Origin of the sequence: Pseudomonas sp. MG-9, from assembly GCF_018729515.1 — a bacterium.
GTDB classification, from domain to species: Bacteria; Pseudomonadota; Gammaproteobacteria; order Pseudomonadales; family Pseudomonadaceae; genus Aquipseudomonas; species Aquipseudomonas serboccidentalis.
Genome location: NZ_JAHHZH010000001.1, coordinates 611687 through 633238, shown reverse-complemented (window position 1 = coordinate 633238; position 21552 = coordinate 611687). Strand labels below are relative to the sequence as shown.

Annotated in this window: 17 protein-coding genes and 3 pseudogenes; 11 read left to right on the top strand and 9 right to left on the bottom strand. The window is 59.9% G+C overall.

The window, feature by feature from the left end:
- Positions 1–132: 132 nt before the first annotated feature.
- The 5 genes and pseudogenes from KKQ10_RS02920 to KKQ10_RS02900 all read left to right on the top strand — a co-directional run bounded on the left by KKQ10_RS02920 (position 133) and on the right by KKQ10_RS02900 (position 5663).
- Positions 133–1257, top strand: a complete 1125-nt coding sequence (locus tag KKQ10_RS02920; protein WP_215500120.1) for an alkene reductase — start codon at positions 133–135, stop codon at positions 1255–1257.
- An 85-nt stretch (positions 1258–1342) separates the two neighbouring features.
- Positions 1343–1495: pseudogene (locus tag KKQ10_RS02915) on the top strand (DUF3833 family protein); the annotation flags it as partial.
- A 69-nt stretch (positions 1496–1564) separates the two neighbouring features.
- A pseudogene (locus tag KKQ10_RS02910) lies at positions 1565–1675 on the top strand (tryptophan-rich sensory protein); the annotation flags it as partial.
- Positions 1676–1863: 188 nt separating this feature from the next.
- A complete protein-coding gene (locus tag KKQ10_RS02905) occupies positions 1864–4269 on the top strand; it encodes a glucose/quinate/shikimate family membrane-bound PQQ-dependent dehydrogenase (RefSeq protein WP_215500119.1) in 2406 nt (801 codons plus the stop codon).
- Positions 4270–4373: 104 nt separating this feature from the next.
- Entirely contained in the window at positions 4374–5663 is a 1290-nt protein-coding gene (locus KKQ10_RS02900; protein WP_215500118.1) for a carbohydrate porin, read from the top strand.
- Positions 5664–5756: 93 nt separating this feature from the next.
- Here KKQ10_RS02900 and KKQ10_RS02895 read toward each other — a convergent pair whose 3' ends face one another.
- Positions 5757–6689, bottom strand: coding sequence for a helix-turn-helix transcriptional regulator (locus tag KKQ10_RS02895; protein ID WP_215500382.1), 933 nt, complete (start codon positions 6687–6689; stop codon positions 5757–5759).
- A gap of 592 nt (positions 6690–7281) precedes the next feature.
- Here KKQ10_RS02895 and KKQ10_RS02890 point away from each other — a divergent pair.
- The 5 genes from KKQ10_RS02890 to KKQ10_RS02870 all read left to right on the top strand — a co-directional run bounded on the left by KKQ10_RS02890 (position 7282) and on the right by KKQ10_RS02870 (position 12305).
- Positions 7282–8631 carry an MFS transporter gene (locus KKQ10_RS02890; RefSeq protein WP_215500117.1) on the top strand — a complete coding sequence of 450 codons (1350 nt, stop codon included), beginning with the start codon at positions 7282–7284 and terminating at the stop codon, positions 8629–8631.
- Positions 8632–8730: 99 nt separating this feature from the next.
- Positions 8731–9423 carry a fumarylacetoacetate hydrolase family protein gene (locus KKQ10_RS02885; protein ID WP_215500116.1) on the top strand — a complete coding sequence of 231 codons (693 nt, stop codon included), beginning with the start codon at positions 8731–8733 and terminating at the stop codon, positions 9421–9423.
- Positions 9424–9469: 46 nt separating this feature from the next.
- A complete protein-coding gene (locus KKQ10_RS02880) occupies positions 9470–10234 on the top strand; it encodes an SDR family oxidoreductase (protein WP_127647387.1) in 765 nt (254 codons plus the stop codon).
- 31 nt (positions 10235–10265) lie between these two features.
- On the top strand, positions 10266–11222 hold the full coding sequence (locus KKQ10_RS02875) for a 2-hydroxyacid dehydrogenase (RefSeq protein WP_215500115.1): 957 nt from the start codon (positions 10266–10268) through the stop codon (positions 11220–11222).
- Positions 11223–11402: 180 nt separating this feature from the next.
- Complete coding sequence (locus tag KKQ10_RS02870) at positions 11403–12305, top strand: bestrophin family protein (protein WP_127647391.1); 903 nt, start codon at positions 11403–11405, stop codon at positions 12303–12305.
- Positions 12306–12397: 92 nt separating this feature from the next.
- Here the strand turns inward: KKQ10_RS02870 and KKQ10_RS02865 are convergent, their stop codons facing one another.
- Both KKQ10_RS02865 and KKQ10_RS02860 read right to left on the bottom strand, forming a co-directional pair.
- A complete protein-coding gene (locus KKQ10_RS02865) occupies positions 12398–13267 on the bottom strand; it encodes an NmrA/HSCARG family protein (RefSeq protein WP_127647393.1) in 870 nt (289 codons plus the stop codon).
- A 32-nt stretch (positions 13268–13299) separates the two neighbouring features.
- A complete protein-coding gene (locus KKQ10_RS02860) occupies positions 13300–14235 on the bottom strand; it encodes an NADP-dependent oxidoreductase (protein ID WP_215500114.1) in 936 nt (311 codons plus the stop codon).
- A gap of 102 nt (positions 14236–14337) precedes the next feature.
- Between KKQ10_RS02860 and KKQ10_RS02855 the strand changes: the two genes are divergently transcribed.
- Complete coding sequence (locus tag KKQ10_RS02855; protein ID WP_215500113.1) at positions 14338–15213, top strand: LysR family transcriptional regulator; 876 nt, start codon at positions 14338–14340, stop codon at positions 15211–15213.
- Here the strand turns inward: KKQ10_RS02855 and KKQ10_RS02850 are convergent.
- The 6 genes and pseudogenes from KKQ10_RS02850 to KKQ10_RS02825 all read right to left on the bottom strand — a co-directional run.
- Positions 15193–15393, bottom strand: a pseudogene (locus tag KKQ10_RS02850) (winged helix-turn-helix transcriptional regulator); the annotation flags it as partial. The gene KKQ10_RS02855 and the pseudogene KKQ10_RS02850 overlap by 21 nt on opposite strands.
- 31 nt (positions 15394–15424) lie before the next feature.
- Positions 15425–17284 (bottom strand): ABC transporter ATP-binding protein, encoded by a 1860-nt coding sequence (locus tag KKQ10_RS02845; protein ID WP_215500112.1) that lies wholly within the window; start codon positions 17282–17284, stop codon positions 15425–15427.
- An 81-nt stretch (positions 17285–17365) separates the two neighbouring features.
- A complete protein-coding gene (locus KKQ10_RS02840) occupies positions 17366–17734 on the bottom strand; it encodes a fe2+ zn2+ uptake regulation protein (RefSeq protein ID WP_215500111.1) in 369 nt (122 codons plus the stop codon).
- Between the two features lie 66 nt (positions 17735–17800).
- A complete protein-coding gene (locus tag KKQ10_RS02835) occupies positions 17801–20041 on the bottom strand; it encodes a TonB-dependent receptor (protein ID WP_215500110.1) in 2241 nt (746 codons plus the stop codon).
- Positions 20042–20151: 110 nt separating this feature from the next.
- On the bottom strand, positions 20152–20553 hold the full coding sequence (locus KKQ10_RS02830) for a ParB N-terminal domain-containing protein (protein ID WP_215500109.1): 402 nt from the start codon (positions 20551–20553) through the stop codon (positions 20152–20154).
- A gap of 25 nt (positions 20554–20578) precedes the next feature.
- Positions 20579–21469, bottom strand: coding sequence for an HpcH/HpaI aldolase/citrate lyase family protein (locus KKQ10_RS02825; RefSeq protein ID WP_215500108.1), 891 nt, complete (start codon positions 21467–21469; stop codon positions 20579–20581).
- Positions 21470–21552 lie beyond the last annotated feature (83 nt).

Genomic DNA, 21552 nt, shown 5'->3' with positions numbered 1-21552 from the left:
AGCCGTCGCTGAAAAACTGCTGAAACTGTTGGCGTGAGCCCTCCAGCCCCCCAAACCCCGTGCGCGTGATGCACGGTTTTTTTTTGCCGCATCAATAGTCGACTGGTCTAATAAGGCCGAAACAGGAATTACATGAAAAACCGCCCTTACTTCACCCCTGTCACCCTGGGCCTGCATACCCTGAAGAACCGCATCGTCCTGCCTCCCCTTACCCGCCAGCGCAGCACGCAACCGGGCAATGTCGCCAACGCATTGATGGCCGAGTATTACCAGCAACGCGCCGGCGCCGGTCTGCTGGTCACCGAAGGCACGCAGATCGAGCCTCGCGGTCAGGGTTACGCCTGGACACCCGGCATTCACACGCAGGAACAAATTGCCGGATGGCGCAAAGTCACCGAAGCGGTTCATGCAAAGGACGGCGTGATATTCGCGCAGCTTTGGCACGTCGGGCGCGTGTCCCACACCGCGCTGCAACCCAATGGCGCAGCACCGGTTTCAGCTTCTGCCATCGCCACCGAGCGGGTCAGCGTGTTCATCGAGACCGCGCCGGGTGCCGGGGAGCTGGTTAAGCCATCCGCGCCGCGAGCGCTGAGCACCGATGAAGTCCAGGAACTGGTTCAGCTCTATATTCAGGCCGCGCGCAATGCGATGGACGCCGGCTTCGACGGCATCGAACTGCACTGTGCCAACGGCTATCTGGTGAACCAGTTCATTTCTGCCCACAGCAATGTGCGCACCGATCAGTACGGTGGCTCGCTGCACAATCGCCTGCGTTTTCTGCGCGAAGTGGTGTCGGGTATCGCCGAGTGCATCGGCAAGGAGAAAGTCGGCGTGCGGTTCGCGCCGCTGTTCACCACCACCGATGAAGCGCGCACCTATCTGGGCATGGTCGAGGAAGACCCGCATACCACCTACATCGAAGCGATCAAGGTGCTTGAGGACGTGGGCATTGCCTACCTGTCCATCGCTGAAGCGGACTGGGACGACGCCCCCGTGATGCCGCAGACCTTCCGCCGTGCGGTGCGTGACACTTTCAGTGGCGCGATCATCTATGCCGGGCGCTACAACGCCGAGTCCGGTGCAAAATTGCTTGAATCGGGACTGGCTGATCTGGTGGCTTTCGGCCGGCCGTTCATGGCCAACCCGGACCTGCCGGCGCGCATTGCCAATGATTGGCCGCTCAATCCGCTGAATCCCGCCACGGTCTATGGCGGCAACGCTGAAGGCTATGTGGATTACCCGATCTACAGCGAATAAATCATCGAGTTCGCACAGCGCTCCCGCTTCCCCGGGAGCGCACCAGCCCGTCAAAGCCTGGGGCATGTTCCAGAAGCGCAGCGGTGATGACTCGACTTACGAAATGAGCATGGACGACTGGATGTACTTGATGGACGAGGACACGCTGATCAACCGCACCAGCATGTCCAAGCTCGGGGTAGAGGTCGGCCAGGTGACATTGTTCTTCCGTCGCCAGGCTGCCGGAGCAAGCCAATGAATCCGACGCTGACCACAGCGTTATGAAACGGTTACTGCCGGATTGCATTGAATGAACCAGAACCGTCGGTTGCGCCTGGATCTGATCACCGGGCTGGTGCTGTTTCCTTATCTGGCCTGGCTATGTGTTGCTGCCGCGTTGAATTTCTCGATTCTGCGCAATAACCGACAGCTGTCATAACTCACATTTTTCCTGACAAAAAGCCCCTTTTTAAGGCATTCAAAATATCTTTGCAGCCCGCTGAAAGCGCAAGTCCCCGCTCAGAAAGGGGATTTCGCAATGAACAACAGTTCATTACTGAATTAGTGATTTAACTAGGTAGTTACCTATCTATATAATGCACGCCTCATTTCAACGGGACATTCAACGTGAAGCAGAGTCAACGCCTCTCAGGCATATCAACATTCATTCTGGTCGGGCTGGGCGTGATCATCGCCCTGCTCGGCTTGGCACTTGCTGCTGGCGGCGTGAAATTGGTCAGCCTGGGAGGGTCCTGGTACTTCCTGGTGGGTGGGCTGGTGATGGCCGTTTCCGGTCTGCTGATCGCTCGCTTCAAAACGGCCGGCGCGTGGTTGTTCGCAGCCTTCCTGGTGGGAACGGCGATCTGGGCAGTGAGTGATGCCGGGCTGGTGTTCTGGCCGGTGTTCTCGCGCCTGTTCATGTTCAGCGCCGTTGGCCTGGCGGTGACGCTGGTCTACCCGCTGCTCAAGCGTGCCAACGGTGGCGTGCCGGGGCGCGGCGCTTATGGCGTTGCCGCCGCATTGGCCGTGGCGCTGGCCGTTGCAGCAGGCAATATGTTCGTGGCGCACCCGACGGTTGCTGCTACCGGCACGGGCCCGGGCCTGACACCTGTCGAACCGGCCAACGCGCAAAAGGACTGGGCACATTACGGTAATACCGAGGGCGGCAGCCGCTTTGCTGCGCTGGACCAGATCAACCGTAACAACGTCGACAAGTTGAAAGTGGCGTGGACCTACCACACCGGTGACATCGCCGAGAGCGATGGCAACGGCGCGGAAGACCAGCTCACCCCGCTGCAGATCGGCAACAAGGTGTTCATCTGCACCCCGCACAACAACCTGATTGCGCTGGATGCCGACACCGGCAAAGAACTGTGGAAGAACGCGATCAACGCCCAGTCCAAAGTCTGGCAGCGTTGCCGTGGCATGGCTTATTTCGATGTCACCAAGGCCATCGCTCAGCCGAACAATTCGAGCATCATCGAAGCCAAACCTGCGCCGGCCGCCAACTGCCAGCGCCGTCTGCTGACCAACACCATCGATGCGCGCCTGATCGCGGTCGATGCCGATACCGGCGAGTTCTGCCAGGGTTTCGGCAACAACGGTCAGGTCGATCTGAAGGCCGGTCTGGGCGATGTCCCAGACAGCTACTATCAACTGTCCTCCGCTCCGCTGATGGCCGGCACCACCGTGGTGGTGGGCGGTCGCGTGGCCGACAACGTGCAAACCGACATGCCGGGCGGCGTGATCCGTGGTTTTGACGTGATCACCGGCGCCATGCGCTGGGCATTCGACCCGGGCAACCCGCAGGACAAAAAAGCCCCGGCCGACGGCAGCACCTATGTGCGCAGCACGCCGAACAGCTGGGCGCCGATGTCCTACGACCCGGCGACCAACACCGTGTTCCTGCCGATGGGCAGCTCGTCCACCGACATCTACGGTGTCGAGCGCAGCAAACTCGATCACACCTACGGCGCTTCGATCCTGGCGCTGGACGCCACCACCGGCGATGAGCGCTGGGTATTCCAGACCGTGCACAACGACCTCTGGGACTTCGACCTGCCGATGCAGCCGAGCCTGATCGACTTCGACAAGGACGGCAAAACCGTTCCGGCGCTGGTCATTGGCACCAAGGCCGGGCAGATCTACGTGCTCGATCGTGCCACCGGCAAGCCACTGACCGAAGTTAAAGAAGTACCGGTCAAAGCCGCGAACATCCCGAACGAACCGTACTCGCCAACCCAGCCGAAATCGGTGGGCATGCCGCAGATCGGTGCGCAGCACCTGACCGAATCCGACATGTGGGGCGCAACGCCGTACGACCAGTTGCTGTGCCGGATCGATTTCAAATCGATGCGTTATGACGGCCTGTACACCGCGCCGGGTACCGACAAATCGCTGAGTTTCCCGGGGTCGCTGGGTGGCATGAACTGGGGCAGCATCTCCACTGACCCGGTCCACGGCTTCATCTTCGTCAACGACATGCGCCTGGGTCTGTGGATTCAGATGATCCCGTCGCATAACAAGGCTCAAGCGTCTTCCGGTGGTGAAGCGCTGAACACCGGCATGGGCGCCGTGCCGCTCAAAGGCACGCCGTATGCGGTGAACAAGAACCGCTTCCTGTCGGTTGCCGGCATTCCTTGCCAGGCGCCGCCGTTCGGCACCCTGACCGCCATCGACATGAAGACCCAGAAAGTCGCCTGGCAGGTGCCGGTCGGCACCGTTGAAGACACCGGTCCACTGGGCATCCGCATGCACCTGCCGATCAAGATCGGTCTGCCAACCCTCGGCGGCACCCTGTCGACCCAAGGTGGCTTGATCTTCATCGCTGGGACTCAGGACTTTTACCTGCGCGCCTTCAACAGCGGCAACGGTGAAGAGGTGTGGAAAGCGCGTCTGCCCGTCGGCAGTCAGGGCGGCCCGATGACCTACGTCTCGCCGAAAACCGGCAAGCAGTACATCGTCGTCACCGCCGGTGGTGCACGCCAGTCGACCGATCGCGGCGACTACGTGATGGCCTACGCCTTGCCGTAAGCCGCTCTGCCCGTGTCAACCACGGGCGCTTCCATTTGAGCGCGGCACCTGTGGGTGCCGCGCCGCTTTCCGATATCGCTAAAGATTTGTGCAGGAAGATCTCCATGTTTCGTTTTACTCAATCCGGCTGGTTCAACGGCGTGCTGTTGGGCCTGACTTGCAGCGCCGCCCTGCCCGCCTTCGCCGACACTGATTCGAACCTGCTGACCCGCAATACCCTGACCGGCGACTGGGGCGGCCTGCGCCACCAGATGGACGAAGACGGCATCAAGTTCACCGGCGATTACACCGGTGAAATGGCCTACAACGTCGACGGCGGCCTGCACCGTTCAGCGCGCTACTCGCAGAACATCAAGCTCGGCGTGCAGTTCGACCTGAGCAAACTGTATGGCGTGGACAACGCCGGCAAAGTGCAGCTGACCATCAACGACCGACGCGGCAACAGTGCCTCCGAAGATCTGGTCGGCAACCGTCTGCCGATCCAGGAAAACTACGGCGGCCTCTACACTCGCCTGACCGAGCTCAGCTACGAGCGCAGCCTGTTCACCCCGGCGCTCAACGTGAAGCTGGGTTACATGGCCATGGGCAACGACCTCGGCGGCCTCGACAGCGGCATTCTGTGCAACTTCATGAACGCCGGTTTCTGCGGCCATCCGCTGAACATGTCCGGTGGCAGCGGCTGGACCAACTACCCCAACGCCCACCTGGGCGTGCGCGTGAAGTACGACCTGTCGCCGTCCTGGCAGTTGCGGGTGGCCGCGTTCAATGTCGATCCAGAGAGCAACGGCAACTCCAGCCGCGCCTGGCATCTGGGCCCGAAACACACCACCGGGACCGTGGTGCCGATCGAGCTGGTGTACAAACACGCCGGTGAGTTGCCCGGTGAGTACAAGGTTGGTTACTACTACGACAGCTCTGATGTGAAACGCATCGGCAGCGACAAAGACGTCTCCGGCCGTGGCGGTCATTACCTGCTGATCGACCAGGCGGTGTGGCGTTCGCCGTCGTCCGAGGGCCGCAGTCTGCACGCCTTCGGCCAGTACTCGGCGGCCAGCGAAGCGGCGTCGCCGTTCAGCAAGTGGTACGGCACCGGTCTGGTGTTGTACAAACCGTTCGAAGGTCGCCCGCGTGACACCGTTGCGCTGGGCTACGGCCGCGCTGTGCCCAACCCGCGCAGCCGCGATGTGCAGCAGGACGCCGCGCTGGCCAACGGTACGCAGTTGCCAAATCTGGACAGTGGCGAGCAATTGATCGAACTCGGCTACGGCTATCAGGCCACACCTTGGCTGACATTGCGCCCGAACATGCAATACATCATCGAACCGGGTGCGTTTTCCGGGCAGGACATCGACAACGCGTTGGTGTTTGGTTTGCAGGTGAAAGCTGCGCTCTGATCCCTCGATTTGAAGGGACTGCAGATATCAATGAACCCGGCACAGCGCCGGGTTTTTTGTTGCTCGATTATCTCGACTCGGCAGGTTCCCTCATCAGGTGTTCAAGGCTGACTGCGGCGTGTCAGGGTTGAGTTGCCGGCGTCGGAATTGCCCGGGAGGCTGTCCATGAATCTGACGAAAGCGCCGGGAAAAATAAGCTTCATCCGCGAAGCCGCATAACCTCGCCACCTCACCCACCGGGCGTGTGCCATTGAGCAGGTAATTACGCGCCGTGTGCATCCTGCGTTCAAGCACCAGTTCGGTAAACGTCTTGCCGATTTCCTTGCGTAACCAGTGGGTCAGGTACGTTGGTGACAGATAGGTCGCAGCCGCCACCTTGATCAGGTTGAGATCGGGATCGGCAATGTTCTTGCGCAGATACTCAAACATGCGGCTCAGCGCATCGCGTCGACTGGCTTCAGCCGCATTTTCCTCTGCCAGGCGTTTGAGCGGCTCGGCATACAGAAAACAGACGCGGCCTATCAGTTGCAATAACAAACCCTTGAGCATTTCGCGCGTACCGAACTGACGGTTTTCATCCAGGGTGCGCATTTGTTCGATCAAGAGACAGAGCCTGCTGAAATCCTCATCCCCCAGAATAAAGTCCAGATGCTCCTGAAAGCGGAACGGTGACAACTCAGGTGCCAGAAGAATCGACACCTCCTCAAGGTCCATCGGGTCGCACTGCAAATGTGGCAACAGGAAGGTTTGGGAAAAGTTGATCACGATGAAGTTGCTGTCCGCCGGATGCGGGATCACATGCACGCGATGCGGCAGGATAAAGGCCAGGGTATTGCGCGGAAACGGTCGCACAGCGTTACCAATGTGCTGCACGGTGTCGCCGCCTAGGTTGATCTGAATCTGGAAGTACTCATGCCGATGCGGGCTGGTCTCGGCGCGTCGACCCTTTTTGTCGCGAATGTAAAAGTCGGTGAGCTCACTACGTTGCTGCATGACATAGGTGGGGACACGGCTGGGTGACGACATTTTTCGAGAATCCTCGACAGGTACGTTGGCAGGTTGTCCTGGCGTTGCCGGGCAAGTGGCGGCATTCATCTTGAAACATCAGGGCCATGCCTTCAAGAAGTCATACGATGTCTTCGCGAGTGAGCAGTTTTTCCAGCAATGCGTGCCGATTCTGGCTGTCCAAAAAAACCACCTCAAGGTGATTTCATTTAGTTATTTAAAAACAGACAGATAGACGAATATCACGCATTGATTTCGAAGATTTCTATCTTGGCTTGTTCTTGGACAGGTTTGTCCAATCGGCTTTTCAACAAAAAAACGATCTAACACCTGGATTGATTTAGCGATGTTGTACGACCACTGTAATTAACCACGCAGCCCGACTTCTATCAAAAACAATCAAAGGTGCGCACGTCATGACTCTGCTTTTGCTCCCCGCTGACCCTCCCGAACTCACGCCTGAAGCGCGTGGCGCACGACGGACCTGAACGTCTGCGGCTAACGCTCACTGTCCTTTTTTCAGCACTCGATGACTCACGCCCCGCTTTTGCGGGCACGGCTTCGGCTGCTCGAAAACATCTCGACATTTCTAACAATAAAACGAGGCACGCTCATGTCGAACACCCACACCTCCCAGACCACCGCTGCGCCGTTGATTGCCGGTGCGCGAGACAGCGTACTGCCTCAGCGGCTGCCGTCGCGGCGCCGTTGGTTCATGCTCTCTTTGCTGCTGATTGCGACGATCATCAATTACATCGACCGGGTAAACATTTCGATTGCAGCACCGTTCATGGCCAAGGACCTGGGCCTGGACAAGATCGAAATGGGCCTGATTTTTTCGGCCTTCGCCTGGACGTACGCTCTGGCCCTGGTGCCGGCAGGTTTTATAGCCGACCGCTTCGGTTCACGTTTCACCTACGGTGTCTCGCTGATCAGTTGGTCGACGGTCACCGTCTGCCAGGGATTTGCCACGGGGTTTGCCTCACTGTTCGGCCTGCGACTGGCCGTCGGCGCCATGGAGGCTCCGGCGTTTCCGGCCAACAGTCGTGCAGTCACCGTGTGGTTTCCGGCACGCGAGCGCGGTTTGGCCAGCAGTATCTATGTTTGCGGCCAGTACCTGGGCACGGCGTTGTTTACCGGTGCGCTGTTATGGCTGGCCACGACCTTTGACTGGCGCCACGTCTTCTACAGCACTGGCACGCTCGGTGTTGTCTTTGGTGTGCTGTGGCTTTATCTGTATCGCGATCCGCTGAACTGCAAGAAAGTCAGTAAAGAAGAGCTGACCTATATCGAAGCCGGCGGTGGACTGGTCAAGAGCAGTCAGGAACGCACCCGCTTCAACTGGCGGCAAATCGCCGAGCTGTTCAGCTACCGGCAGATCTGGGCGATTTGCATCGGCAAATTTGCCAGCACCTCTGCACTGTACTTTTTCCTCACCTGGTTCCCGACCTACCTGATCGAAGAACGCAAGCTGACCATGATCAAGGCCGGGATTTTTGCCGTGATGCCTTTCGTGGGCGCGACCGTTGGCATCCTTCTCGCCGGTATCGTTTCCGACCTGCTGATCCGTCGCGGTTATTCGATGTCCTTCGCGCGCAAATTGCCCCTGGTCATTGGCTCGATGCTGGGAATGTCCATCGTTCTGGTGAATTTCACCGACTCCAACGTGATCTGCATTGCCGTATTGACCGTTGCTTTCTTCGCTCAAGGGATCGCTTCGTCTTCATGGGCTGCGGTGTCGGAAGTGGCGCCCAAGGAACTCATTGGACTCACCGGCGGCATCACCAGTCTGGCCGCGAATATCGGCGGCATCGTCACGCCGATCGTGATTGGCGCGATCGTCCACGCCACAGGTTCGTTCGCCTGGGCCTTCTGGTTCATTGGTGGTGTCGCACTGATCGGTACCCTTTCCTACTCGCTACTGCTCGGCCGGTTGTACCGCATCGAATTGAAGGCGAGCTGAGTCGCAAAGCACCGTTTTCTCCAACAAGAGGCGGCATTCGTCCAACTTTGCCAACGACCGCCGCCGTACGCTGCAGCTTCTGACAGGACTTTTAACAGGATGAACATGACCGAGTATGTTTTTACCCCGGATCTGCCAGTGACCTTGCCGGTAGTCGGCAGTGACCAGCGTTTTCCCGTCGGCCGGGTGTTTTGCATCGGCCGTAATTACCCCTGGCCAGACACTCAGGGGCAATCCCGCCAGCCTCCGGTATTTTTCATGAAGCCGGCGAGCAATGTGGTGGACGCCGTTGGTGAAGTGCCATTCCCGCCTCTGACCGAAGAGTTTGTTCACGAAATCGAACTGGTCGTGGCCATCGGTGAAGGTGGCGCGGATATTCCAGAAAGCGAAGCGTTGGCCTATGTATGGGGCTACGCCGCCGGCCTCGACCTGACCCGCCGCGACGTGCAGCGCCTTGCCAAAAGCAACGGTTTGCCGTGGGAAGGTGCCAAGGTTTTCGACGGTGCCGCACCGATGACCGCGATCGTGCCCGCCAACCGGGCAGGACATCCCGACGGTGAGTTGTGGCTGACGGTAAACGGTCAGGAGCGTCAGCGCGACAGCCTCGACAACCAGATCTGGTCGGTCAGTGAAGTGATCAGCCGAATCTCCCAATCGGTGACCCTGAAGGCCGGCGATCTGATCATGACCGGCAGCCCGGCCGGCGTCGATGTGCTGCAACCGGGCGACATCATCAACGCCGGCATCGACGGTATCGGCCAACTCGAAATGCGCGTCGGCCCGCGGACTTGATCCCCTGGCCACGCCCAAAGCGATTCGTAGACAGGAGAACAATAAGATGTCGAGCGCTCAACCTCTGAAAGTAGCCTTGGTGACCGGTGCCGGTAGCGGAATCGGCCGCTCCGTGGCCCTTGGCCTGATGGCCGACGGTTACACCGTGGTACTCGCCGGACGCCGACCGGAACCGCTGCAGGAACTCGTCGAGAGGGCAGCAGTGGAAGGACACCAGGCGTTGGCGGTGCCCACTGATGTGCGCGACCCGGCGAGTGTCGATGGGCTGTTTGCAACCATAGCCCAAGTGTATGGACGCCTTGACGTCGTCTTCAACAATGCCGGGGTGAACGCCCCTGCCGTGCCCCTGGATGAACTGACATTCGAACAGTGGCGCAACGTGATCGACACCAATCTCAACGGTGTTTTTCTCTGCGCCCGTGGTGCGTTCGGGCTGATGCGCCGGCAACAACCGCAGGGCGGTCGGATTATCAATAACGGCTCAATCTCGGCCCATACGCCACGGCCGTTCAGCAGCGCTTACACCGCCAGCAAACACGCTGTTCTCGGGTTGACGAAGTCCTTGGCCCTGGATGGTCGAGAATTCAACATCGCCTGCAGCCAGATCGATATCGGCAACGCTCTGACCGAAATGTCGGTGCGCATGACCAAGGGCGTGCGACAGGCCAACGGCACTGTCGCCGTGGAGCCGATGGTCGACGTCAAGCATGTCGCCGATGCCGTGCGCTATATCGCTGGCCTGCCACTGTCGGCCAACGTCCTGAACATGACGGTCATGGCCACGGCCATGCCTTTTGCCGGCCGTGGTTAAGCCGGCCTTTTATTGAGTAAGTGAGGTTTACATGAAGCCAGAAGTCTTGCAGCTCAGCCCGATCCTGATTCCTGAAATCAACGCTCGTCTCAGCGAACTGTTCACGGTCCGACGTTATTTCGAGCAGGCTGACAAAGCGGCGTATTTGCACGAGCACGGAGCCAATATCCGTGGCGTGATCACGGGTGGCCATACAGGGATCAGCCAGGCGCTGATGGCACAGCTGCCGAAACTGGAAGTGGTGGCCGTCAATGGCGTCGGCACGGATGCGGTGGACCTGGCCTACGCCCGGGATCGCGGAATTCGTGTTACTGCAACCATCGGCGCGCTGACCGAAGACGTGGCCGATCTGGCGATCGGCTTATTGATCGCGGTGTGTCGCGGTCTGTGCACCAGCGACCGTTATGTGCGCTCCGGCCAGTGGCCGCAGAGCCCGACGCCGCTGGCCCCGCTGCCACTGGCCCGGCAGGTTTGCGGCATGCGCATCGGTATCGTTGGCATGGGCCGGGTCGGCCGCGCCGTGGCGGTGCGGGCTGCTGCGTTTGGTTGCCCAATCAGTTACACCGATCTGCAACCGATGAGCGACGTCAGCCACACCTTCGTGGCTGACCTCAAGCAACTGGCCCGCGACAGCGATGCCTTGATACTGGCAGCCGCCGCCGATAAAGCCGAGGCGATAATCGACGCACACGTGTTGCAGGCGCTGGGCAAAGGTGGATACCTGATCAACGTGGCGCGAGGCAAACTGGTCAACGAAGTGGATCTGGTGGCAGCACTGACGGCCGGAGAGATTGCCGGTGCGGCGCTGGATGTGTTTGTCGACGAGCCGAACGTGCCTGAGGCCCTTTTTGCCAACGAACAAGTGGTGTTGCAACCCCATCGCGCCAGCGCGACGCTGCAGACACGCACGCGAATGGGCGAGATGGTCGTGGCGAGCCTGCTGGACAGCTTTGCCGGAAAGACGCCAAAAGGATGTGTCACCGGCTAGCGATTGTCAGACACCCTCTCGCGCCCTTTGAAAGCGCCGCAGGCGCGCCCAGGCAGCAGGCCTGTCAGCGTGGCCTGCGTTGCCCTGCTCTGGCGTATGCAGCCAGCCATCGAACCTTTACACCGAAAACACCGTCCGAGCTAAGACGTTATTGCTTACCGCTCGCCACGAGGTTTCCGTTTGAAAGCTGCCATCGCCAAAAAATACCGTTTGATCATCAAAACCATGGGCTATGTCGGCTGGTCGCTGTTCTGGCTGTTGCTCTGGGACATCGCCGTCACCGTCGACTTCATGTTGTTTCTCAACGCCAAGATCAATCTGCCGCTGATGCCCCTGACATTGCTCGGGTCGGCGCTGGTGGTGTTGATCAGTTTCCGCAACAGCAGTGCCTACAACCGTTGGTGGGAAGCGCGAACGCTGTGGGGCACGATGATCAACAGCTCCCGCAGTTTCGCCCGGCAGGTGCTGACGCTGCTGGATGACCCCGATAGCGAAGTGAATCCGCTCAAGGCGACGCTGTTGCGCCGCCATGTAGCGTATGTCAATTGCCTCGCGGCGCATCTGCAAGGCCAGCCTTGCCCGGAGGAAGTCCGCGCCTTCATCCCGGCGGATGAGTTCGCCCGCAGCGGCACCACCAACAACTTTTCCAACGACATCCTCACCGGTTCTGCGTCCTTGCTGGCCCGGGAATACAAGGCCGGGCGCCTGGACAGCATTCGTCTGGCACGGCTGGAATCGACGATGGTCGATCTGTCCAACAGCCAGGGCGGGATGGAGCGCATCGCCAATACCCCGCTGCCCTACCCTTACGTGTATTTCCCGCGCCTGTTTATTTCGCTGTTCTGCCTGATTGTGCCGGTGGGCCTGGTGGAATCGCTGGGTTGGTTCACCCCGCTCGCCTCGACGGTGGTGGGCTTTATGCTGCTGGCCATCGAACGCATCGGCACCGACCTGCAAAGCCCGTTTCGCCATAGCGAACACCAGATCCAGATGGAAGCCCTGTGCGAAACCATCGAGAAAAACCTGCAGTCGATGCAGCGCGATTCGTTGGGGGATGTGCGCAGGGTTGAAGAGACTGCTTGAAGACACGCTCTGAGGGACGCCAGGGCGTCAAGGTCTTGCCCAGCTCGCAAATGTTCGGTCGATTGAGCCAGGCAATACTCACCGTGGACGATTTATGCCTCGGAAATGGCCTCGCGCACAAAGTCTTCATAGGTACGCAGTGGGTGCCCGATGAGGGTCTGAAGCTGTTCTACAGTTCCTTCAACTGATTGCATGCCGAAGTTCTGGATACCCGACATCATCAGGCGCATGTCATAAGCCAGCCAGGTGGGGCCATACGAAGCCAGCTGTCCTTCGAAAGCGGCCACGTCATCACCACCATAGGCGATCTCGCGGCCCAGTGCTTTGCTCCAGATATTTGCCACTGACGCACCGGTGAGCACGTGCGGCCCAACCAACTCCAGCGTTTCACGGCGCAGTGCAGTGGGCGCTTTATCGCGTCGCAGCAGTTCTGCGACCGCGACATCAGCGATATCGCGCGCGTCAATCATCGACACGCCCGCCGCGCCGATCGGCATGGGGTAAACCGAGTAGTTCTGAATAGTCTGCTGGACCATGTGGTCGTTTTGCATGAAGTACGCCGGACGCAGAATCGTGGCAGGCATGTCCAGACTCTCGATCATGCGTTCAACCGTATATTTGCCAGTGAAGTGCGGGACATTGGTGAATTTGTCGGCATGAATCACCGAGAGATAAACGATACGCTCGATACCCGCTTCACGAGCCAGGTTTAGCGTAATGAGGGCTTGAGTGACCTCGTCGGGCGTCACGGCATTGAGCAGGAACAGGGTACGCACCGACGCAAGCGCAACGCGCATCGACGCGACGTCAGTGAGGTCTGCGACAACTTCAGTCACGCCAGCCGGAAACTCCCTCTTGCCCGCTTGGCGCACAAGGGCTTTGACCTCGGCGCCCGCGTCTGCAAGGCCTTGAGTGATCAGTGAACCGATGGTGCCGGTGGCGCCAATAACCAGAATGCTCATGTTTAAAACTCCTGCATGGGATTTAGAGTGGATCAGCGAGTGAAATCGGCAACAACCTTGCCCGTCCGTGAAACGGTGCGATTGCGTTCGATCGCCGTGGGAATATCAGAAAAGCCAACAACGTCGCCGATCCTCGATTGAAGCGTGCCGTTGGCGACTTCCCTGGCGAGTTTCTCCAGCAATTGAGGATCAGGCGTGTTCATGAACCAGAGGCCTCGGCGACCCGCCGGCGTTCGGGCAAGAATGTCGGGAGAGGACGTGCCGACAATCACACCGTCCGGCGCCAACACCTGCCATGACCGATCCAGAACCTCACCACCGACGTAGTCGAGCACCAGGTCAATATTGCGGACGATGTTTTCGAAACGTTGCGATTGGTAGTCAAAGACAAAATCGGCGCCGAGGCTTCGCACGTAATCCAGGTCCGCAGTGCCTGCCGTTGCAAAGACCTCTGCGCCCGCCCGCTTGGCGTACTGCACGGCATAAGCACCGAGCCCACCGGCGGCGCCATGAATCAGGATTCGCTGACCCGCGAGGATCGGCCCCGCGTGATGAAGACTGTTCCAGGCCGCAACGGCTGCTACAGGCATGGCGGCCGCATGGACGTCCTCCAGCCCCTCAGGCGTCAGGGAAAGACTGGCTTGATCAACGGTCACGAATTCAGCGTAAGCGCCCAATGCGCCCATCGCGCCCATGACACGGTCGCCCACATTGAAACGAGAGGCACCGGGCCCGACCGTCTCAATCACTCCGGCCATCTCGGCGCCCAGTACGATGGGCAATGGCAGCGCGAACGCGTTGCGCACATGTCCTTCGCGAACCTTCCAGTCGATGCCATTCACGCCCGCGGCCCGAACCCGAACCAGAACCTGGCCGTGCTCGGGGGCTGGCTTCTCGATCTTGGCAATTGTCGCGGCTTGCGCGCCACCGTAGGCGCGTATCAATACAGCACGTTGAAGGGTGTTCATGGGAATTCCTCATATCGTGTTCCGATGACAAGAAATTAATCCGTTGCACATACAAAACGAAGACCACAAAATCCAAACACCTCGTTTCAGATATGGAACACCATGAACCTTAATGCGCTGATTGATTTCATCCTCGTCGCCACCAATGAAGGGCTGGGTAAGGCAAGCCGTGCGAGCGGCATTTCCAAAGCCACTTTGTCACGCCGAATCTCCGACCTTGAAGATCAACTGGGCGTGAGGCTGATTGAGCGCAGCGCACGGGGTCTGAAGCTGACCGAAGCGGGTGAGGCGCTGATGTCTCGAACCGAAGGCCCGCTGAGTGAAGTGACCGATGCCATGGCAGCAGCACGTGAAGGCGTTTCAACGCCTCGCGGACGCCTGCGAGTCGCTGCTCCGATCTTGTTCTCGCAGCTCGCAATGGGACGTATCGGCGCCGAGTTCTGTGCGGCCTATCCGGAAGTCTTCATCGAGGTCGTGTCGGAAGATCGCATGGTGGATCTGGTCGAGGAACAATTTGACGTCGCCATTCGAATCAACCCGAGCCCGGACAGCAGCCTGGTCGGCCGGTGCTTCGCCAAGGACCGGCTGATCGTGGTCGCGGCGCCTCAGATTCCAAGGCCGATGGCCGGCGCGATCAGACCCGTTCCCGCTATCGTGACCTCGACTTTCCAGCCAACGCAATGGAGTCTTGATGGCGGGCAGTTGGTCTTGGAGCCGATCCCGAAGATGCGATTTTCTTCGCTGCTGATGGTCCGCGATGCCGCTATCGCCGGTGGCGGAGCAGCGCTCATTCCCCAGTCCATCGCATGGAACCCACTCGCTCGTAGTGATTTGGTTCAGTGGGGGACGGTGTCAGGTGTAGAACCAGCGCTTTGGGTCTTGCACACCTCCAGGCGGCTCGCAGCGCCAAAGGTTCGCGCATTCGTCGACTTCATGTGTGACAAGTATTCAGACATGTCACTTGTTCTGACGGGATAGACCGACCGGTACCGGCGTGGGAATTTGCCATGAAGGTTTGTTGCCGTCCTGACTGTCGAAAGCGCGGCGTGCTTTGCGCAAGTCCTCGACGTTCTCGACTACCCAGTTCCAGATGGGCGACATACGAATCAACAGCTCCATGCCCAGCGGCGTCAGCGCATACTCGACACGCGGAGGCACTCAAGATGCCCCCGCCGTGTGCCCTCCTCGCTTACGCCTGATCCAAGGCCTCCACCACGCCTTTGTCTTCCCCAAGGAAGCCGCCGCTCTGATGCGCCCACAGCCGCGCATACACGCCGTTCTTCTCCAGCAATTCAGCGTGGGTGCCCTGTTCGATGATGCGGCCGTCGTCCATGACGATCAGGCGGTCCATTGCTGCAATCGTCGACAGCCGATGGGCGATCGCGATCACGGTCTTGCCCTGCATCATGTCATCGAGGCTTTCCTGAATCGCCACTTCGACTTCCGAATCCAGCGCGCTGGTGGCCTCGTCCAGCAGCAGGATCGGCGCGTTTTTCAGCATCACACGCGCAATCGCCACACGCTGGCGCTGGCCGCCGGACAACTTGATCCCCCGCTCGCCTACCAGCGTGTCGTAGCCGGTATGGCCCTGGCGATCGCTGAGTTGACGGATGAATTCATCGGCCTGAGCGTTGGCCGCAGCGCGGCGGATTTGTGCGTCGGTCGCATCCGGCCGGCCGTAGGCGATGTTGTCGCGAATGGAGCGATGCAGCAGCGAGGTGTCCTGAGTGACCATGCCGATGCAGCTGCGCAGACTGTCTTGCGTGACGTGCGCGATATTTTGCCCGTCGATACGAATCTCCCCGCTGTCGACGTCATAAAAGCGCAGCAGCAAGTTGATCAGCGTGGATTTGCCAGCGCCCGAGCGGCCCACCAGACCGATCTTTTCGCCGGGACGGATGTTCAGGCTCAGACCGTCGAGCACCTGACGTTCGCCGCCGTAGTTGAAGCTCACCTTGTCGAAAGTCACTGCGCCACCAGTGGTGACCAGCACCCCGGCATCCGGCGCGTCCTGGACCTTGGTGCCTTGGGTCAGGGTGGCCATGCCGTCCTGGACGGTGCCGATGCTTTCGAACAGCGAGGTCATTTGCCACATGATCCAGTTCGACATGCCATTGATCCGCAGCGCCATGGCCGTGATCGCCGCCACGGCACCGGCGCCGACATCGCCCTGATGCCACAGCCACAGGGCATACCCCCCGGCCGACATGATCAACCCCACAACCAGGGCCTGATTGACGATCTCGAACAGGCTGACCAGACGCATCTGGCGGAAGCCGGTCAGCTTGAAATCTTCCATCGCCGCCCGGGCGAAGTGCGCTTCGCGGTTGGAGTGGGAGAACAGCTTGACCGTGGTGATGTTGGTGTACGCGTCGGCGATACGCCCGGTCATCATCGAACGCGCGTTGGCCTGTTCCTGCCCGACTTTGCCCAGGCGCGGCACGAAGTACGCCATGGCCAGACCGAACAGCACAACCCACGCCAGAAACGGCAGCATCAGTTTCAGCGCAAAGCCGCCGGCCAGGGCGATGATCGCAATGAAATACACGCCGATCCCGGGCAGGATCTCGATCAGGGTGAACAGCACGTCACGCACTGCCAGCGCCGTCTGCATCACTTTGGTAGTGACGCGGCCGGAGAACTCATCAGAAAAAAACGAAAGGCTTTGCCGCAGCATCAACCGGTGAAAGTCCCAGCGCAGGCGCAGCGGCAGGTTAATTGCCAGGATCTGATGCTGAACCATGGTGCGCAACGCCACCAGCCCGACACTGAACACCATGACAATGCCCATCCCCCACAACACGCGACTCTCCTGCACAGCCGCCTCCCCACCGGCCTGCCAGGTCGAGAGCAGATCCACGACCTGGCCGAGGAAGGAAAACAGCCACGCTTCATAGATCGACACGGCGGCACTGAGCAGCGCCAGCGCCAGGATGTAGCCGCGGGCCCCACGAGTGCAGGCCCACAGAAATTTCGCCAGGCCGTTGGGCGGCGGCGGCACTTCGTCAGGCGGGAAAGGGTCGAGTCTTCGTTCAAACACACGAAGCATGGTGATCTCCAAAACAGTCAAGTCAGGAGATTCTGCCACCGATTGAATCCCGGGAGGTCTTTGTGAAAAAGTGTGTGTTCATCAAGACGACTTGAGCATGTCCCACGCCTCGGGGGTAAAGCGGTAGCTTCTGTCCGACTGGATCTTGATGACCCCCACTTCGGCAAGACGCTTGAGTACTTCGCGGACGCCGACGATCGTCAGCTGCGAAAAAGACGCTTCTATATAAGCATGCACGCCCTGCACGCCGATCAGACGCTGTTCCCGGGTCGCCAGGACCAGTGCAGTGATCACCTTTATACGGAACAGGCTGGTACGCAAACCGTAAACATGCAACATCTCGCGGATAGGACGGTTCGCGCTGTATGCAAACTCCAGCACAAGCTGATGGCGCGCGGCCTGAAACCGACGGCCGCTGCCAGTCGAGGTGAATCCCTGGTTGTCCAGCATGCGAATACTCCTGTCGCCAATGAAGCGGACAGGCAGCAGCCATTGGGCCGTGCCTGCCCTTGCACGTCAAAAATCGACTGTTGCCGACAACTGCAGGGTGCGCGGGTAACCCGGTGAGAACGCACCGTACGAAGCGACGCCCGACCAGTACTCACGGTCAAACACGTTCTGCACCGTGGCGCGGAATGTCGTCGGCCGGCCTTCGATTTTCGTTGCATAGCGTGCGCCGGCATCGACGCGCGTCCACGAGTCCAGCTCCTGGGTGTTTGCCTGATTGACGTATTGGCTGTCGGTATAAATCGCACCACCTGTGAGGGTGAAACCCTCCAGCCACGGGGTATCCCATTCGGCCCACAGATTGGCCTGCACATCGGGCACACCGACCGGTTTGTTGCCCCGGTTGGCGGCGGTGGCCGAATCGGTCAATTCGCCATCGAGCACAGTCACGCCCCCCATCAAACGCGTACCCGGTGCCACTTCACCGAACATGCTCAATTCGATCCCGCGGTTGCGCTGCTCGGCCTGCACCGAGAACACGTTGCCGGCACCGATCTCACCGCTCGGTTTCTCGATCTGGAATAACGCCAGCGTGGTCATGAATGTGCCGTGTTCGTACTTCACACCGAGTTCATGCTGCTTCGATTCGTAAGGTGCGAATGTCTCGCCGGCGTTGGCCGCTGTGCCTGGGGCAATGTCACCTTTGCTCAAGCCTTCTACATAGTTGTAGTAGAGGGAAACGTCTTCCCAGGGCTTGACCACCACGCCGACCAGCGGGGACGTGGCGCTGTCGTTGTACTTCGAACTGACTGAACCGGTTGCGTTGTAGTTACGCGACTCGATGTCCTGGCGACGCACGCCGAGGGTCAGCTGGAAGCGATCATCGAGCATGGAAAGGGTGTCGGTGAACGCAACACCCGACAGTTGCGACTCGGAAACGCGCAGTACCTTTGGCGAGCTGATGTATTGCTTGGGCGCATCGATCGGGTGATAGATGTTGGAACGGATGTCAGTGCCGTTGTTGATCCCGCGAGACAACTCATCCTGGTACTGGGTCGCCATCAGTGTGGTTGTATGGGTGATCGGTCCAGTGGCGAACACACCTCGGATCCCGACATCGGCGGTCGAACGATCGACGTTGAATTTGTAGTAACCCGGTATGTTGCTGGTATCCCCCGCCTCGTTGAGGATCCTTGGCACCTGATCGGACATGCGTTTGACGTCGGACTTGCCGCCACCGGCATGGGCGAACACGGTCAGCGTGTCGCTCAGATCGTATTCGCCGCCGAGTAATGCCGACTGCTCCTTGGTGTCCGACCAACCCCAGTCCTGCGACAGGTTGGTGCGGCCATTCGGTGCGGATGGAATATCGACGCCCGGCGCAACAGTGAACGGTCGTGATGCGCCCTCCCAGCTTTCTTTCTGGCTGATGTAATCCAGGTTCAGGCGTAAACGCTCACCGCGATAATCCAGCGCGATGGCACCAATGCCCAGGTCGCGGTGCTGATCATCGATCGCGGTGTCGCCGCCTTGCAGGTTGCCGTTGAAGCGCACACCAAACTGGTTTTCCGAACCGAAGCGACGACTCAGATCCAGGTGACCGCCCACTTGGGAATCCGAGGCATAAGTAGTGGTGACCCGCGTCAGGTCTTCGTCCAGCGGACGCTTGGGAACGATGTTGATCACCCCGCCTACACCACTGTTCGGCGAGATACCGTACATCAGCGCGCCCGGCCCCTTGAGCACTTCGACACGCTCGGCGTACTCGGTAAACACCCGATAGTTGGGCGCAACGCCGTACACGCCGTCGAACGCCAGTTCACCCAGGTTGCCCTCGCCAATCGGGAAGCCGCGAATGAAAAACGAATCGACGATCCCCCCTGTCTGACCGGTCGAGCGCACTGACGGATCGCGCTCCAGCGCATCGGCCACCGTCACTGTCTGCAGGTCGGCCAGGGTCTTGGCGGTGTAGCTGGTGACACTGAACGGCGTGTCCATCACATCCTTGTTGCCCATCATGCCGAGCCGTGCACCGCGTGCGACCTGGCCACCGGCGAGTACCTCCGGCAATGCGGTCGGGCCGCTGTAGCGAGCGTTGATGTTGGTGGTGTCGAGCGTCAGCGCATCGAGGCTGTCAGCGGCCGGCGTCGTCGTTGGAATATTCGGGGTCTTGTCGGCGGCAACGTCCTGTTGCTCGGGGCTCGCTGCCCAGGCGTTGGCGCTTGCTGCGACCAGAACAACATTCAACATGGCGGTACGAATGGCGAGTGTTAACACGCGCTCACCGCATGGACGACTGACAACAGGCATGACGTGAGGATCCTTTTCAACAAGGGAAAATGGTAATCACTCCTATTGCCAGTCGATCTGCGAAAAAGTATCACCCTCGATGAGATATTTTTGATCGGCCCAGGCCAAACCTAGTCGTACAGGTGCTCCAACGGGATCGCGAGCACCGGCAACGCGGGGTCAAACGCGTGCCGGGTGGTCTTGTACGGAAAGATTTCGCCCCGGGCGATGGTGCTGAAAATCTGCGCCACTTCGAACGCCTGCCCGGTTCGCCAGTGCCGTACGCACACCCGCGGATCGCCGTAATCGAGCTGGATGCACGGCACGCGTTTCAAGCCCAGTTGCAACGCCGCGTTGAAGCGGTGATTGCCGTCCATGACGATACCTTTCGAGCGCTCGACGATGATCGGCTCCAGCCAATGCCCGACCCGAATGATTGACTCGCGCAGGCGCGTCACATTGGCCGGGTCGACGTGCTCCGATTGCAGCACTTCGCACAGCGGCCGCAACGCAATTTGATAACCGTGTTCCATGGTTGAACTCCTGATTCGCCGCGCTTCAGCAAGCATCGGCGCGGACAACAGGCGCGTGCTGGCGGGCCAGATCGAGCAGGCGCTGAGCGTGTTCGATCAGCGGCAAATCGACCATTTCACCGTCCACCTGCACCGCATGACTGCCGGTGGCCACGGCTCTCATCACCCGGTCAGCCCAGGCCAGTTGGCGCGAATCCGGCAGGAAGGCGCGCTGCACCGAATCCAGCTGCGCGGGATGGATACACAGCTTGGCGCCGAACCCCAGCGAACGTGCGTAGTGCGAATCCTTGGTGACGACCGCCACATCGCTGATCGCCGGTGTGACCCCATCGATCGGCGCCGGCAGATCTGCCGTGCGCGAAGCCAGCACGATGCGGTTACGGGCGAACAGAAACGCCTCGGGGGTCTGACTGCAGTCGATATCGAGCGAAAAATCCAGCGAGCCGAAAGCCAGCCGCGTCACCCCCGCAATCGCCGCAATCGACTCGACCAGCTGCAACCCCTTGGCGGTTTCGATGATGGCGATGATTTTCAGTGCCGGTTGCCACTCGAGCAGGCGCTCGACCACCGGCGCCAGGGCCTCTGGGCATTCGGCCTTGGGCAGGAAAATACCGTCGCATCGCTCGGGATAGCGCAACTCGTCGAGCCACGCCAGGTCCTGGCGCAACAGTGGGCTGCTGACGCTGTTGAGGCGGATGTAACGCTCGCAGGCAACCTTCGGCGTGCTCTCCTGCCACGCCCGGATACCCGAGCGGGCAGCCGCTTTGCTGTCCGGGTGCACGGCGTCTTCGAGATCGAGAATGATCGCATCGGGCCCTGCCTCCACGGCTTTGGAAAACCGCTCGGGCCGGTTGCCCGGCACAAACAGGTAGCTGATCGCGAGTGGGGTTTTGCTGCTGAATCGTTCGGATTGCATGGCATAGCTCCTAGACGTGAACCCGTCGTGATTTCTGAAACATTTCCGGCGCCTCAGGCAGCCCATTGGCGTGCCTTTGCGGG

What these genes read in the sequence shown, in the direction of transcription:
- KKQ10_RS02825 (WP_215500108.1), bottom strand. Translation starts at nt 21,469, where the DNA reads ATGCAATCCGAACGATTCAGCAGCAAAACCCCACTCGCGATCAGCTAC.
- KKQ10_RS02855 (WP_215500113.1), top strand. Translation starts at nt 14,338, where the DNA reads ATGAACCTTAATGCGCTGATTGATTTCATCCTCGTCGCCACCAATGAA.
- KKQ10_RS02895 (WP_215500382.1), bottom strand. Translation starts at nt 6,689, where the DNA reads ATGTCGTCACCCAGCCGTGTCCCCACCTATGTCATGCAGCAACGTAGT.
- KKQ10_RS02890 (WP_215500117.1), top strand. Translation starts at nt 7,282, where the DNA reads ATGTCGAACACCCACACCTCCCAGACCACCGCTGCGCCGTTGATTGCC.
- KKQ10_RS02865 (WP_127647393.1), bottom strand. Translation starts at nt 13,267, where the DNA reads ATGAGCATTCTGGTTATTGGCGCCACCGGCACCATCGGTTCACTGATC.
- KKQ10_RS02845 (WP_215500112.1), bottom strand. Translation starts at nt 17,284, where the DNA reads ATGCTTCGTGTGTTTGAACGAAGACTCGACCCTTTCCCGCCTGACGAA.
- KKQ10_RS02900 (WP_215500118.1), top strand. Translation starts at nt 4,374, where the DNA reads ATGTTTCGTTTTACTCAATCCGGCTGGTTCAACGGCGTGCTGTTGGGC.
- KKQ10_RS02875 (WP_215500115.1), top strand. Translation starts at nt 10,266, where the DNA reads ATGAAGCCAGAAGTCTTGCAGCTCAGCCCGATCCTGATTCCTGAAATC.
- KKQ10_RS02920 (WP_215500120.1), top strand. Translation starts at nt 133, where the DNA reads ATGAAAAACCGCCCTTACTTCACCCCTGTCACCCTGGGCCTGCATACC.
- KKQ10_RS02885 (WP_215500116.1), top strand. Translation starts at nt 8,731, where the DNA reads ATGAACATGACCGAGTATGTTTTTACCCCGGATCTGCCAGTGACCTTG.
- KKQ10_RS02840 (WP_215500111.1), bottom strand. Translation starts at nt 17,734, where the DNA reads ATGCTGGACAACCAGGGATTCACCTCGACTGGCAGCGGCCGTCGGTTT.
- KKQ10_RS02835 (WP_215500110.1), bottom strand. Translation starts at nt 20,041, where the DNA reads ATGCCTGTTGTCAGTCGTCCATGCGGTGAGCGCGTGTTAACACTCGCC.
- KKQ10_RS02880 (WP_127647387.1), top strand. Translation starts at nt 9,470, where the DNA reads ATGTCGAGCGCTCAACCTCTGAAAGTAGCCTTGGTGACCGGTGCCGGT.
- KKQ10_RS02830 (WP_215500109.1), bottom strand. Translation starts at nt 20,553, where the DNA reads ATGGAACACGGTTATCAAATTGCGTTGCGGCCGCTGTGCGAAGTGCTG.
- KKQ10_RS02860 (WP_215500114.1), bottom strand. Translation starts at nt 14,235, where the DNA reads ATGAACACCCTTCAACGTGCTGTATTGATACGCGCCTACGGTGGCGCG.